Source organism: Marinagarivorans cellulosilyticus (assembly GCF_021655555.1).
Lineage (GTDB): Bacteria > Pseudomonadota > Gammaproteobacteria > Pseudomonadales > Cellvibrionaceae > Marinagarivorans > Marinagarivorans cellulosilyticus.
Genome location: NZ_AP023086.1, coordinates 2,971,245 through 2,985,892 on the forward strand (window position 1 = coordinate 2,971,245; position 14,648 = coordinate 2,985,892).

Consider the following 14,648-nt stretch of genomic DNA (forward strand, 5'->3'; position numbering starts at 1 on the left):
TTCGTGAGGGAGCTAGCCAACAGGCTGTCGCAGTGGCGAAAAATGTGGGGCTTTTCGCAGCGTGAGCTGGCGAGGCGAGCCGATATTACAAACGGAACGTTATCGCAGATAGAGCAGGGAAATACCAGCCCGTCAATACAAACTGTGCAAAAGCTGGCCGAAGCTTTTGGCATAGATTTGCAGACCTTAATGTTTAGCGAGCCATTCCCCCCGATATTGGTGCGCTCTGAAGGCGGTGCCCCGCTGTTGCCGTTAGCTGCCGGTACTGCAGGTATTTACAGTTTTGATGATAAAGCCGCAACTTTTCATCGCGTTCAAATTTTGCCTCACGGGGTGCTTGAATATGCCGACATACTGTCGGTATCTCATGGTGATTCATATACGCAAGGGGGCGGCGCTAGCCAGCCGTGGCTGCGGGTGTATGTGGTTTCTGGAGATGTTTCGATAGCTGTTGTAGGGCATACGGTTTCTTTGCTTGCGGGGGATGCGGCCTGCGTGCCGTCGGAGCGCCCATTTACACTTATCGCGGCAGATCAGGCCTCTGAAGTCTTATTGCTAACGCCATTTATGGCTGCCCCTCCCGTATAACATGCGTCGAGCCCGCTTGCAGAAAGCGCAGTAAATCACCATAAGGTCACGTCGAAATTGCCACTTTCAAAGCGTGCTAACGTGAACCATACTTGCTGGATAAGCAGGCCCGTAAATCGTGTGGCTTAAGTGGTATGCTTAGCGCGTTAATTTCAGTGTGGCGCAAGTAGTTTCATTTTTTGTAACGACTCTATTTGCGGTAATCAATCAACTCCATTCTCTAAAAAGCAGGAGTCGCTATGATTTTTCAAGGAGAAGCGGTAAACGTTTCTGTTCTCGACGGTGGCATCGCAGAGCTGCAATTTGATGCAGTAAGTGAGTCAGTAAATAAGTTTGATGGGCGAACAGTTGTAGAGTTGGCGAAAGCACTGGATGTGATAGAAGCTGTAAGTGAAGTAAAAGCGGTACTCATTACTAGTGCTAAACCGGTATTTATTGTGGGGGCTGATATTGCGGAATTCGAACCTGCTTTTGCGCAGGGTCCAGATGCTGTATTTAAGTTGGTGTCGGTAACGCGCGATCTCTTTTCACGCATCGAAGACTTTAAGTTGCCAACAGTGGTGGCAATTAATGGTTATGCGCTGGGTGGCGGCTTTGAGTTGTGTTTAGCTTGCGATTACCGCGTAATGAGTACCGAGGCCAAGGTAGGTCTACCGGAAACAAAATTAGGGATTTTACCCGGCTGGGGCGGCACGGTGCGTTTGCCGCGTATTGCTGGGGTTGATACCGCGGTCGAGTGGATTGCTAGCGGACAAGAAAACAAAGCGGCGGCCGCATTAAAAGCTGGTGTTGTTGATGGTGTAGTGGCTCCCGCTGAATTGAAAGGTGCGGCTTTAGCGGTTGTGCACCGTATACTCGCGGGCGACTTGCCGTACATTTCTCGTCGGGAGCAAAAAACTAGCCCGCTAGCGATGAATGATACTGAGGCCCTACTAGCGTTTGAATCCTCAAAAGCGTTTGTTGCGGGCAAGGCGGGTCGTAATTACCCAGCGCCTGTAAAAGCGATAAAAACAATGCAGGAAGGGGCTAAGCTTGCTCGTGATGCAGCCTTGGAAATAGAGACGGCAGCATTTTGTAAGCTGGCATCAAATAGTGTTGCGCGAGCGCTAGTTGGCTTATTTCTTAGCGACCAATTTATTGGCAAAAAAGCAAAGTCTATGGCGAAATCTGCAACTAGCTCCGTTAAGCGTGCTGCTGTGCTTGGTGCGGGCATTATGGGAGGGGGCATTGCTTATCAATCAGCGGTAAAAAACATCCCCATTAAAATGAAAGATATTGCGCAAAGCGGTATCGATTTAGGCTTGGGGGAGGCGGCAGCGCTGCTTGAAAAACGTCTTGAGCGGGGGCGTATATCGGCAGCCGATATGGCAGCAACGCTGAATAGAATCGAGCCGACGTTGAGTTATAGTCAATTTGATAATGTAGATATCGTTGTTGAGGCGGTGGTCGAAAACCCTAAGGTTAAACAGGCTGTGTTGGCTGAAGCGGAATCGCAGCTAAACGATAGCGCCGTGCTGTGTTCCAACACCTCAACTATTTCAATAGATTTATTGGCCAGCGGTTTGGCACGGCCAGAGCGTTTCTGCGGCATGCACTTTTTCAATCCTGTACATGCTATGCCTCTTGTTGAAGTTATTCGCGGTGAAAAAACAAGTGATGACGCAGTTGCGACCACAGTGGCTTATGCGCAAGCGTTAGGTAAAAAGCCCATTGTTGTTAGGGATTGCCCTGGTTTCTTGGTCAACCGCGTGTTATTTCCTTATTTTGCCGCCTTTGCAATGCTGTTGCGCGATGGCGCTAACTTTGAGCATGTAGATAAAGTGATGGAGCGTTGGGGGTGGCCTATGGGGCCGGCCTACTTAATGGATGTGGTTGGTATTGATACCGGAGTGCATGCCGAGGCCGTTATGGCAGAGGGCTTCCCTGATCGTTTAGCTAAAAGCTTTAAAGCGTGTTCAGATATTTTGTTTGAGGCTGGCCGCTATGGGCAAAAAAACAATTCAGGTTTTTATACTTACAGCAAAGATAAAAAAGGCAAGCCTGTTAAGCAGTCGGATGCGACCAGTTTTGATTTATTGGCACCCCACTGTGCGCCTTTGCGTGAGTTTAGTGATGAGGAAATTATCGCAAGGTTGATGGTGCCTATGGCTACGGAGCTTGGGCGCTGTTTGCAGGAGGGGGTGGTTGAAACTTCTGCTGAAGCCGATATGGCGCTTGTGTATGGCTTGGGCTTTCCTCCGTTTAGGGGGGGGGTGTTGCGCTGGATTGATGAGATTGGCATTGCTGATTTTGCAGCGATGGCCAAGGCGCACGAAGGCTTAGGGCCGCTTTATGCCTTACCAGAAAACATGCAAAAGAAGCTTGCTGACGGCACAGCTTTTTATTCACAGCTATAAGAAGGGGGTTCGACGTGGGAATTAATCCAAGAGACGCTGTAATTGTGGACTATGCGCGAACGCCTATGGGGCGCTCAAAAAATGGTTGCTTCCGAAATCTTCGAGCTGATGAAATGAGCGGCTTATTGATGAAGGCTTTGCTGGGGCGCAATGAGGCGCTTGACCCTGCAAATATTGATGATGTTATCTGGGGTTGTGTTATGCAGCGCGGTGAGCAGGGATTTAATGTTGCGCGTAATAGCATGCTGCGTGCGGGCATTCCTCATACTGTGCCAGGGCAAACGGTTAATCGGCTTTGCGGTTCTTCAATGTCCGCATTACATACGGCGGTAGCGAATATTCGAGCGGGTATCGGCGATGTATATTTGGTGGGTGGCGTTGAGCACATGGGCCATATTGACATGAATAAAGAGGTCGATCCTAACCCCCTTATGGGCTTGTCGGTCGCGAAAGCCGCAGGCTCTATGGGTATAACGGCCGAATTCTTGTCATTACTGCATGGTATATCAAGGGAGCAGATGGACGCTTTTGGCGCGCGTTCGCACCAGCTTGCGGCTGCGGCGACGCAGGCGGGCAAGTTTGCGCACGAGATCATCCCGCTAGAGGGGTTGGATGAGGTCGGGGCGCCAATGCTTGTGCGCAATGATGAAACAATAAGGCCAGAAACAACGGCGCAAGTATTGGCGACACTCAAGCCGGCATTTAACCCTAAAGGCGGAACGGTAACGGCTGGCACGTCTTCGCAAATAACTGATGGCGCATCGGCGATGCTTGTGATGTCATATCAACAAGCCCAAGAGCTGGGCTTGAGCCCTGTTGCGAAGGTGGTTGGTATGTCGGTTGTTGGTGTCGACCCGTCTATCATGGGGTATGGCCCAGTGCCTTCTACTCAAAAAGCGTTGGCTGACTTAGGGTTAAAAATTGAGGATATCGATATTGTTGAGCTTAATGAGGCTTTCGCTGCGCAAGCTTTGCCAGTATTGAAAGATTTATCTTTGCTTGATGCTATGGATAGCAAGGTGAATTTGTACGGCGGTGCAATTGCGTTAGGGCATCCATTCGGTTGTTCTGGTACTCGCATTACAGGTACGCTTTTAAGTGTTATGCAAGACAAGCAGGCAACATTGGGTGTGTCGACCATGTGTATTGGCCTGGGGCAGGGTATAACAACAGTAGTTGAGCGCCTTAATTAAATTGCTCGTTTGTTGTACGTTTTGCGCCTGCTTTGCAGGCGCAACAGATTTATTTTCAGGTTTTTGCGGTTTTTTGTAAAAAAAAGTTGAAACACTTAAAGTGCTATGGCACTATTTGCACCCCTCGCTAAGGCGGGTACGCAGAAGGCTCTTTTTTCTTATAAGAATCAAAGGGTTAGGCCTTTTTGGCTTGCATACTTCCTAGCTTAGACGAGTGATAAATCATAGGCGGTCGTGGCGGAATTGGTAGACGCGCTGGATTTAGGTTCCAGTGCCGCAAGGCGTGAGAGTTCAAGTCTCTCCGACCGCACCATGATTTATTAAGCTCGCATTTCACATAATTTCCCCAGTTTTTGGTAATGAGGCATATCATGCAAGTTTCTGTTGAGACAACGTCCGGTTTAGAGCGTCGTTTGACGGTTGGCATCCCTGCTGCGCAGGTCGATCAAGAAGTCAATAAGCGTCTACAGCAGGCTTCAAAGACCGTAAGAATTAATGGCTTTCGTCAGGGTAAGGTACCCATGAGCGTTGTGAAAAAACGCTTTGGCGCAGGCGTTCGTCAGGAAGTGCTTGGTGATGCGATTAATCGCTCTTACTACGAAGCTGTAACGCAAGAAAAGCTCCGCCCAGCTGGGCAGCCTAGCATTGAGCCTAAGCAAATGGATGCGGGCAAAGATGTTGAGTTTGTTGCGACTATTGAGGTTTACCCAGATGTTGAGCTTAATGGTGTTGAGGGTGTTGCGGTTGAAAAATTGAGCGCAGAAATCACTGATGCTGATGTCGAAGATATGATTGATACTTTGCGTAAGAGTCAGGCTAAGTGGATCGATGCTGAGCAAGCCGCTGCTGATGGCGATCAGGTTGTTATTGATTTTACGGGCACTAAAGATGGTGAGGCCTTTGAAGGTGGTAGTGCTGAGAATCAAAACTTGGTGTTAGGTTCTGGTCAGATGATTGAGGGTTTTGAGTCTGGTTTAGTTGGCGTTAAAGCTGGCGAAGAGCGTGTTTTAAGTTTGACTTTCCCTGAGGATTATCAGGCTGAAGAGTTGCGCGGTGCGGCAGTTGAATTTGCTGTAACTGTAAAGGCTGTTCAGGTGCAGGAATTGCCAGAAGTTGATGATGAGTTTTTCAAAATTTTCGGTGTTGCTGAAGGCGGTGAAGAGCAGTTCCGCAAAGAAGTGCGCGAAAATATGGAAAATGAGAAAGATAAAGCTGCTAAGAATAGCTTGAAAACCCAGGTGTTTGATGCGCTGGTTGCTGCAAATGAGCTGGAGGTGCCAAAGGCGCTTGTGGCTTCAGAAATTAACGCATTGCGCAATCAGATGGCGCAGCAGTACGGCCAGTTGAGTGAAAAACTCGATTTGAGCACCATCTTCCCTGACAGTATGTTTGAGGAGCAGGCTAAGAAGCGCACCCACTTGGGTTTGTTGGTTTCCGAGGTTGTTACAAAAGAATCTTTGAAGGCTGATAAGGATCGCGTTAAGGCGATGATTGAAGGTTTGGCTGCAACTTACGAAGATCCGCAGAGTGTTGTGAATTATTATTTTGGTAATGAGCAATTATTAGCGGGTGTTGAAGCTGCGGTTTTGGAAGAGCAGGTTGTTGAGAAGTTGGTTGAATCCGCCGCCGTTACGGAAAAAACCGTGCCTTATAAAGAGTTAATTGGTCAGCAAAAAGGCGCTGTTGCTTAATTCTTAATCTACTCGATATTTTCGAAAACCCCACTAAGGCTCGGTAGGCTTTGGTGGGGTTTTTTCTTTTCTGGCATATCTTTAAGTCTCGGGTTAAGCTTCTTAGGTAAGCATTAATTAAATCCGACTTGGCTAAAAGGGTCGAGTCGCAGAAACAAGGAAAATAACAAGCTATGTCTATAATTGATACTCAAGGGGTGGTGTCTTCAAATCCTAGCGCAGCCTTGGTGCCAATGGTCATTGAGCAAACTGCGCGCGGTGAGCGCTCGTACGATATTTACTCGCGTTTGTTAAAAGAGCGAGTGATTTTTTTGGTTGGGCAGGTTGAGGATCATATGGCCAACCTGGTCGTCGCTCAGCTTCTATTTCTTGAGGCTGAAAACCCAGATAAAGATATTCACCTATACATTAACTCTCCTGGCGGCTCTGTAACCGCTGGCTTGTCGATATACGACACAATGCAGTTTATTAAGCCGAATGTGAGCACCATGTGTATAGGGCAGGCCTGCAGCATGGGGGCGTTTTTGCTTGCGGCCGGGGAAAAGGGCAAGCGTTTCTGTTTGCCTAATTCGAGGGTAATGATTCACCAGCCTTCTGGTGGTGCGCAAGGGCAAGCCAGTGATATACACATTCATGCGCAAGAGATCTTGAAGATTCGTGAGCGTTTGAATTCGCTTATGGCCTCTCATGCTGGGAAATCCGTGGAAGAGATTGCGCGAGACACTGAGCGCGATAATTTCATGAGTGCCGAAGAATCTAAGGCTTATGGTTTGATTGATGAGGTTCTTTTGGATCGTCAACCAGTGGCGGCAAAATAGTTTGGTGCCAGATGTTTAAGGTGCTGGGGTGGGCCACTTTTGCAGATTAAATTAAATTGGTTTGCATTTTGAGGTTTAGCCCCAATTGTAAGAAAAGAATAATTGGCGGAGAGGTTTAATGACCGACCACACCAAAGATCAAGATGACAACGGTAAGCTGCTGTACTGCTCTTTTTGCGGTAAGAGTCAGCATGAAGTGCGTAAACTAATCGCAGGGCCTTCTGTATTCATTTGTGATGAGTGCGTAGACTTGTGTAATGATATTATTAGAGAGGAAGTGCAGGAAAGCGAAGCTGAAGGTAGTTCCGATGCTTTGCCTACACCTCAAGAGATATCCTCAACCCTTGATGATTATGTGATCGGCCAGAAGCAGGCTAAGAAAGTGCTTGCTGTTGCGGTTTACAATCATTACAAGCGCCTGCGCAAAGGTGGTAAGAAGAAGGGCGAGGTTGAGCTAGGCAAAAGTAATATTTTGCTTGTAGGGCCAACAGGTAGTGGTAAAACATTATTGGCAGAAACTCTTGCTCGTTTATTGAATGTGCCTTTCACCATAGCGGATGCAACGACATTAACTGAAGCTGGTTATGTTGGTGAGGATGTTGAGAATATCATTCAGAAATTATTGCAGAAGTGTGATTACGATGTGGAGAAGGCTCAGCAAGGCATCGTTTATATTGATGAAATCGATAAGATATCAAGAAAGTCAGATAATCCTTCGATCACGCGTGATGTTTCAGGTGAAGGTGTTCAGCAGGCGCTGCTTAAGTTAATAGAAGGGACAGTAGCTTCTGTTCCTCCTCAAGGTGGGCGCAAGCATCCTCAGCAAGAGTTTTTGCAGGTTGATACTGCTAATATTCTGTTTATTTGTGGTGGTGCTTTTGCTGGTTTGGATCGCATTATTCGCGATCGCTCTGAGAAGGGTGGCATTGGTTTTGGCGCTGAAGTGAAAAGCAAGGATGCCAAAGAAAATGTGGGTGAGACGCTTAAGGGGTTAGAGACTGAAGATTTGGTTCGCTTTGGTTTAATCCCTGAATTTGTTGGTCGTTTACCTGTTGTTGCTACCTTAGATGAGCTGGATGTCGAGGCGTTGATGGCCATTCTGGCCGAGCCCAAGAACTCATTAGTTAAGCAGTACTCTCGCCTGTTCGAAATGGAGGGTGTTGATATTGACTTCCGTGAGGAGGCGTTAAAGGCTGTGGCTGGTAAAGCTATGGAGCGAAAGACCGGTGCTCGTGGATTGCGCTCTATTATGGAGTCGGTCTTGCTGGAAACCATGTACAAGTTGCCTTCAGAAGAGGGGGTTACCAAAGTTGTGGTTGATGAGGCTGTCATTAAGGGGGAGTCTGAGCCTCTACTGGTTTATGAGAAGGTTGATAAGCCCTCGAAAGCTGCTCCTGACGAATAAAAGTCGCTTTCACCTTCAAAAGGCCTCATTCGAGGCCTTTTTTGTCGTTGTTTTTTGGCGAAGAGGCCATACTTATACCTCTTGGTCACTCCGTATATTGCGGAAATTCTAGAGGGTCAATGATGGATACAACTTCTGCCGATGGTCAAGATACCATTACTTTGCCGCTATTGCCGTTGCGTGATGTTGTGGTTTACCCGCATATGGTGATTCCGCTATTTGTAGGACGAGAGAAGTCGATAGCTGCCTTAGAGCAGGCTATGTCAGATGATAAGCAAATTTTGTTGGTGGCACAGAAGCAATCTGGTGTTGACGAGCCTACGCCAGAAGACTTGTACAGTGTCGGGACGGTTTCGCAGGTTTTACAGATGCTGCGCCTGCCCGATGGCACAGTGAAGGTGTTGGTCGAGGGCCGCCGCCGCGCTGAAGTTGGCCAAGTGACTGCCGAGGATAAGTACTTTTCTGCTCGTGTGAAATCTGTACCGCTTGATGATTGTGACCCGCGAGAAGCTGAGGTTTATTCAAAATCGTTACTTAAGCGTTTTGATGAATACGTAAGTATGAGCAAAAAAGTACCGCCAGAGGTGATGACCTCGCTAAACGGTATTGATGAGCCTGGCCGCATGGCAGATACCATCGCTGCACATATGTCGTTAGAGTTGCCGCAAAAGCAAGAAATATTGGAAATGTTCAGTATTTTGAAGCGCTTAGAGCACCTTGTGGGCTTGATGGATGCTGAGGCCGATTTGTTCCAAGTTGAAAAGCGCATTCGTGGGCGTGTCAAAAAACAAATGGAGAAAAGCCAGCGAGAGTATTACCTGAATGAGCAGATGAAAGCTATTCAGCGCGAGCTAGGTGAAACAGGTGATGAGCCTACTGAGCATGAAGAGCTGGAGCAAAAAATAACTGACGCCGGCATGCCGAAAGAGGCTGAAAAGAAAACGCGTGCCGAACTGCATAAGCTTAAGATGATGTCGCCTATGTCGGCAGAAGCTTCTGTAGTGCGCTCCTATGTTGATTGGATGATTAACGTACCTTGGTCTAAGCGCAGTAAAGTAAAGCATGATCTGAAACGCGCTGAGGAGATTCTAAACGCAGATCATTACGGCTTGGAGGAGGTTAAAGACCGAATCCTTGAATACCTTGCGGTGCAAAAGCGGGTTCGAAAAATTAAGGGTCCTGTGCTGTGTTTGGTTGGTCCACCTGGTGTGGGTAAAACGTCACTAGGTGAATCTATCGCGCGAGCCACTAATCGAAAATTTGTTCGCATGGCGCTCGGTGGCGTTCGGGATGAGGCTGAAATTCGCGGCCATAGGCGCACTTATATTGGCTCCATGCCGGGTAAGCTCGTCCAAAAGATGTCTAAAGTGGAAGTTAAAAACCCGTTGTTCTTGCTGGATGAAATCGACAAGATGGGTATGGATCATCGCGGAGACCCTGCCAGCGCATTACTTGAGGTTTTAGATCCAGAGCAAAACAATTCGTTTAATGATCATTACCTAGAAGTCGATTACGATCTTTCTGATGTCATGTTTGTGTGCACATCTAATACTATGAATATTCCGGGCCCTTTGCTGGATCGCATGGAGGTGATTCGAATCCCCGGCTACACCGAGGACGAGAAGCTAAACATCGCTCAGCGCTATCTCATTCCAAAGCAAATCAAGGCTAATGGTCTTAAAGTTGGTGAGTTTGAGGTGACCGAGGCCGCTGTGCGCGATGTGATACGCTTCTATACTCGCGAAGCAGGTGTGCGTGGCTTGGATCGTGAAATGGCTAAGCTATGCCGCAAGGTTGTAACTAAGCACATACGAAGCGAAGAAAAAAATGCTCATACTTGTGTGGATGCGGATGACTTAGAAGAGTTGCTTGGAGTTAAAAAAGCAGACTTTGGTCGCGCAGAGGACGAAAATCAAGTTGGGCAGGTAACAGGGTTGGCTTGGACTCAAGTGGGTGGTGAGTTGCTTACCATTGAGGCTTCCGCCGTTAAAGGTAAGGGGCGTATGGTTAAAACAGGCTCTTTGGGCGATGTTATGCAGGAGTCTATTCAGGCTGCGATAACGGTTGTTCGCTCGCGCTCGAAAGTTTTGGGGATAGCGCCAGACCATTTTGATAAGCATGATGTGCATATTCATGCTCCAGAGGGTGCTACTCCGAAGGATGGCCCGTCCGCCGGTATTGCGATGTGCACAGCTTTAGTCTCTGTGTATACCAACATTCCTGTGCGTGCCGATGTCGCCATGACGGGAGAGATTACACTGCGAGGTGAAGTGCTGAAGATTGGCGGCCTGAAAGAAAAACTGCTGGCGGCGCATCGCGGTGGTATAAAAACTGTTTTGATCCCTAAGGACAATGAAGGGGATCTACGGGAAATCCCAGATAACATCAAAGCCGATCTTGTCATTAAGCCTGTTAAATGGATTGATGAGGTATTTGAGGTTGCGTTGCAGGACTCTCCGAAGCCTTATTCAGACGAGGAGTACGCGGTGTTGGAGGCGGCAGCATTTGAGCCTCAGGCGGAGAAGGGGAGTTTGAGTACTCACTAAAATGGTCTTTTTTGATCGTTTGGTGAACAAATATGAGTCTGCGTGCTAATTGAGTGCTAATAGTTGCTGGGTTTTCTTGACCGGCTCCAGTGCAGTTGGTATAAATCGCAGTCCGTCGCTTGCGCAAAGCCCGTAAACCTTAAGTTTCACGGGCGTTGGTGCGCTGGAACTATTTTAAAAAACACTTGCATCGAATAATAAAGAGGGGTTCGTTTCGTGAATAAATCTGAATTGGTTGACGCCATTGCTGCTTCTGCAGACATTTCAAAAGCTGCTGCTGGTCGTGCGCTAGACGCAGTTACTGACTCAATCACCAATGCATTAAAAGAGGGTGATCAGGTAGCTTTGGTAGGTTTCGGTACTTTCCTTGTGAAAGATCGTGCAGCGCGCACTGGCCGCAACCCACAAACTGGACAGCCAATTGAGATCGCGGCTGCCAAAATACCAACATTCAAGCCTGGTAAGGCGCTTAAAGACGCCGTTAATTAATTGCTGATCCCGCTTGCCGGGTGTGTAACAACTTTATTGTTAACTACCTCATAAAGTTGTTACAGCGTCGAGTAAAAAGAATATCAAAAGGCGCTAATATCAGCGCCTTTTTTCATATGCGGTCTGATAAGACCTGTAGGAGTACACAATGCTGCAAGGCTTGCGTGAGAACATGAAAGGGCCAACGGCGAAAATAGTTGTTGGGTTGGCAGTTGCTGCCATGGTGTTATTTGGGGTTGAATCTCTATTTGTTAACTCTGTTGGTGGTAGCGAAGTTGCCACTGTAAATGGTGAAGATGTTGGGCGCGTGGAGCTGCAGCGAGCCATTGAGCAGCAAAAAAGCCGTTTGCGTCAGCAGTTTCAGTTAGAAGAAAGTAACGACATGCTGAACGATGATCGCTTACGTGGGCCTGCATTGATGAACTTGGTGCGTCAGAAGGCGCTTCACCAAGCCGCCGCGCAAGCGGGTATGAACGTTTCACCTGCTATTGTTAAGGGCGAATTAGCTGCTGCCTTCACGCGTGACGGTGAGTTTAACAGCGCTTTGTTAAATAATTACATTGCTTCTTACGGCTACACTCCAGCCACGCTAGCCAAAAGTGAGGCGAACGCTTATGTGCTGCGTCAGCTGTTTAAAGGTATTAATGATAGTGAATTTGTTACGGGTCTAGAGCTGGATGCAATGGCTGCTGTTGCAGGGCAAAAGCGCAGCTTCTCGACCATTGTTATCCCTAAAAGCTTGGTTGAATCCAAGGTTGTTGTTTCGGACGAAGAGGTTGCTTCTTATTACAACGATAACCCAGCGCAATTTACCGAGTCTGAAAAAATTGCATTGGAATATGTTGAGCTTTCAGTTGGCGCGCTTGCTGCCAAGCAGGTTGTTTCTGATGCGGAGCTTCGAGAAGAATTTGAGCGTGAACTTGCAGAGTTTACAGCGCAAACAGAGTATAAGGTTTCGCATATCTTAGTGGCTGATGAGGATGGTGCAGAAGATAAGATTGCAAAGATACAAAGCGAATTGGCATCTGGCGTTGCCTTTGCTGATTTGGCTAAGGCTTATTCTGATGATCTAGGTTCGAAGGCCTTGGGTGGTGAGTTAGGTGCTTTGGTTGAAGGTGCATTCCCCTCTGAGTTTGAAGATGCCGCTATGGCTCTCGCTGAGGGTGAGGTTTCCTCCGCTGTTGAAACTGATGCGGGTACGCACTTTATTCGTTTAGATAGCAAGGTTGAAGCGAAACCGGCGACTTTCGAGTCTCGTAAAGAAAATTTGCTAACTTTACTTCAAGAGCAAAAGGCTTCAAGCGAATATTTAAGCCAGATTCAAACTCTGGAGGAAGTTTCTTTTGGTGCGTCTGATTTAGCGGCAACAGCGCAAGCGCTGGGCTTAACTGTAAAGTCTACGCCGTTTTTTGCAAAAGGCCGCGGTGTGGGTGTGGCGGCATCGCCGGCGGTGGCGAGCGCAGCTTTTGCTGAGGACGTTTATGTGCAGGGGCAGAACAGTCCTGTTATCGAAGTCGATGGCGATAAAGCTTACGTTGTGCGTCTGAAGGAGAAGGTTCCCGCTAAGTTGAAACCTTTGGCTCAAGTCAAAGCGAATATTCTTAAGCAGTTGTCGGATCAAAAGGCTGCGGCTGAATTAGATGCCTTAGCATCTAGTGTTGTTGCTGCTTTGGAGCAAGGAGAAGAGGCTAAAGCGGTTGCTGAAGCTGCGGGTTACGAGTTTAAGCTCTATGATGCGGTAGAAAGAAGCAGTGCAGATGTTAACTTTGCGGTGTCTCGTGAAGTCTTCACTATGCCTCGTCCGGCCGAGGGAAGCCCCGTGACTTCTACTGTGAGTGGTGCGTCCGAGTTAACAATTGTTCAGCTAGAGGGTGTGACAGACGGTGCCGTAGATAGTCTGCCTAAGGAGCAGCGAGAGGCAATGGAGCAGCAGCTTCGTAGCCAGCTAGCGATGGGCTCTGTCGAAGCATTTGAAAATCGTGTGTTTGAAGATGCGAAATATAAATTGAAGTAATATTTAGAGCTTATTGCTTTGATGTAAAAAAAGCCCCGCTTATGGTCATAAGCGGGGCTTTTTTGTGGGTCGTTTTTTTATTCCGTCACTATTGCCAAATACCCCATTTCTGCTGGTTTGCCATCGACAAAGCCGGGGATAAAAGAGGCTTTTCTCAGCGAGTTAGTTAAGGCTGATTCTTGTTGGCGATGTGTGTTATCTATCATTGATACGCTTCGGCTTGTGCCATCAGTATTGACTATGGCTTTGGCGCGAATAGGGGAGGCGTCGTGCCGAAAGAAGGATTCTGCGTTTTTGTTGGTCTTGGCGAATATGTCAAACCAACCAGCGTCTAGTTTTTCCTGCGGTTCTGAGTAGTTAACCCCTAGCGTACTTTGCAGGGAGCCTAAGTTAGGTATTAACAGCACCGACTGAGAGTCTTCGTCTTGCTGGTAAATGACGCGGAAATTCATTCTTACCGCGACGGCATCGCCATCTTCGGTTGCCGGTATGAAGCGTTGTTTCTCTATGGCAGCTTCAACCCCTTTTTCGAGTTTCGCTAAGCCGCTCTTTTCGAAGCATTGCGTATCGTTGCTGCCATCGATTGCAACATCACTTTGGCAGTATATGGCGATATTGCTCGGGCTGGGGAGTTGCTCGTGTGGCAGCGCTTGCTTAATGGCATCGCCTGAAAAGCCAAAGCTGGCTGGTGTTTGTGGCGTTTTTGCGTAAACACCAATGCTGAGTGCAAGTAGAAAAGGAGTGGTTAAGACGGCTGTTTTTATTGTATTCATGGGCTTACCTGTCGTAATTACTGGGCTTTCAGTGGATAGATGATTCAAGATTAACAGGCGGTTACCACACAAAGGTTAAGTTTTTATGACATTTTTGTGTTGGCGGGGCAGAAAATTGCTGATTGACAGTTGGGTTTTGTTTGTAATCGCCAGCAAAGGCTGAGTAAGGCTTGGTGTAATTCTCAGAATGCTACGCTTTGGTGCGTCCTAACTTAGCACTTTGCGCCAAAAACCCGTATAATTCCGCCATTTTTTAACTGTGCCGTCTTTCGCGCGGCGATATAGAAACGGAGTTATCCATGGCAGTAGAACGTACTTTATCCATCATTAAGCCTGATGCAGTCGCAGACAATGTTATAGGTAAGATATATACGCGGTTTGAAGATGCAGGCCTAAAAGTGGTTGCAGCAAAAATGATGCTTTTGTCGGAAGAGAAAGCTGGTGGTTTTTACGCCGAGCACAAAGAGCGCCCATTCTTTAGCGAGCTAGTCGAGTTCATGACTAGCGGTCCTGTGTTGGTTCAGGTTTTAGAGGGTGAGGGCGCTATTGCCCAGAATCGTGACATCATGGGCGCTACAAACCCTGCTGATGCAGCGCCGGGCACTATTCGTGCAGATTTTGCTAAGGAAGTTTCTCGCAATGCTGTGCACGGTAGTGATTCAGCCGCATCAGCTGCGCGTGAAATCAGTTATTTTTTCTCTGAAAGTGAAATCTTTAGCCGTTAAGGCAAGCAGG

At 47.7% G+C, this 14,648-nt stretch carries 11 protein-coding genes and 1 tRNA gene; 11 read left to right on the forward strand and 1 reads right to left on the reverse strand.

The features are described from left to right. The first annotated feature begins 3 nt into the window (after nucleotides 1–3). From MARGE09_RS11880 to MARGE09_RS11925, 10 genes are all read left to right on the forward strand, one after another. Entirely contained in the window at nucleotides 4–588 is a 585-nt protein-coding gene (locus tag MARGE09_RS11880; RefSeq protein ID WP_255711637.1) for an XRE family transcriptional regulator, read from the forward strand. A gap of 239 nt (nucleotides 589–827) precedes the next feature. After that, entirely contained in the window at nucleotides 828–2,984 is a 2,157-nt protein-coding gene (gene fadB / locus MARGE09_RS11885; protein WP_236982171.1) for a fatty acid oxidation complex subunit alpha FadB, read from the forward strand. Between the two features lie 14 nt (nucleotides 2,985–2,998). Beyond that, a complete protein-coding gene (gene fadA, locus MARGE09_RS11890; protein ID WP_236982173.1) occupies nucleotides 2,999–4,177 on the forward strand; it encodes an acetyl-CoA C-acyltransferase FadA in 1,179 nt (392 codons plus the stop codon). Between the two features lie 228 nt (nucleotides 4,178–4,405). Further along, nucleotides 4,406–4,490: transfer RNA gene (locus MARGE09_RS11895), tRNA-Leu, on the forward strand. Between the two features lie 58 nt (nucleotides 4,491–4,548). Then, nucleotides 4,549–5,868: a trigger factor gene (gene tig / locus MARGE09_RS11900; RefSeq protein WP_236982175.1), complete on the forward strand. Its 1,320-nt coding sequence runs from the start codon at nucleotides 4,549–4,551 to the stop codon at nucleotides 5,866–5,868. Nucleotides 5,869–6,041: 173 nt separating this feature from the next. Beyond that, nucleotides 6,042–6,686 carry an ATP-dependent Clp endopeptidase proteolytic subunit ClpP gene (gene clpP / locus MARGE09_RS11905; protein ID WP_236982177.1) on the forward strand — a complete coding sequence of 215 codons (645 nt, stop codon included), beginning with the start codon at nucleotides 6,042–6,044 and terminating at the stop codon, nucleotides 6,684–6,686. Between the two features lie 118 nt (nucleotides 6,687–6,804). Continuing rightward, nucleotides 6,805–8,091 (forward strand): ATP-dependent Clp protease ATP-binding subunit ClpX, encoded by a 1,287-nt coding sequence (clpX, locus tag MARGE09_RS11910; RefSeq protein ID WP_236982179.1) that lies wholly within the window; start codon nucleotides 6,805–6,807, stop codon nucleotides 8,089–8,091. 122 nt (nucleotides 8,092–8,213) lie between these two features. Further along, nucleotides 8,214–10,637, forward strand: a complete 2,424-nt coding sequence (lon, locus tag MARGE09_RS11915) for an endopeptidase La (protein WP_236987361.1) — start codon at nucleotides 8,214–8,216, stop codon at nucleotides 10,635–10,637. 216 nt (nucleotides 10,638–10,853) lie between these two features. Further along, nucleotides 10,854–11,126, forward strand: coding sequence for an HU family DNA-binding protein (locus tag MARGE09_RS11920; RefSeq protein ID WP_236982181.1), 273 nt, complete (start codon nucleotides 10,854–10,856; stop codon nucleotides 11,124–11,126). 148 nt (nucleotides 11,127–11,274) lie between these two features. Beyond that, entirely contained in the window at nucleotides 11,275–13,140 is a 1,866-nt protein-coding gene (locus MARGE09_RS11925) for a SurA N-terminal domain-containing protein (protein ID WP_236982183.1), read from the forward strand. A gap of 77 nt (nucleotides 13,141–13,217) precedes the next feature. Here MARGE09_RS11925 and MARGE09_RS11930 read toward each other — a convergent pair whose 3' ends face one another. Further along, a complete protein-coding gene (locus tag MARGE09_RS11930; RefSeq protein ID WP_236982185.1) occupies nucleotides 13,218–13,913 on the reverse strand; it encodes a hypothetical protein in 696 nt (231 codons plus the stop codon). Between the two features lie 299 nt (nucleotides 13,914–14,212). Between MARGE09_RS11930 and ndk the strand changes: the two genes are divergently transcribed. Next, nucleotides 14,213–14,638, forward strand: a complete 426-nt coding sequence (ndk, locus tag MARGE09_RS11935; protein ID WP_236982187.1) for a nucleoside-diphosphate kinase — start codon at nucleotides 14,213–14,215, stop codon at nucleotides 14,636–14,638. Nucleotides 14,639–14,648 lie beyond the last annotated feature (10 nt).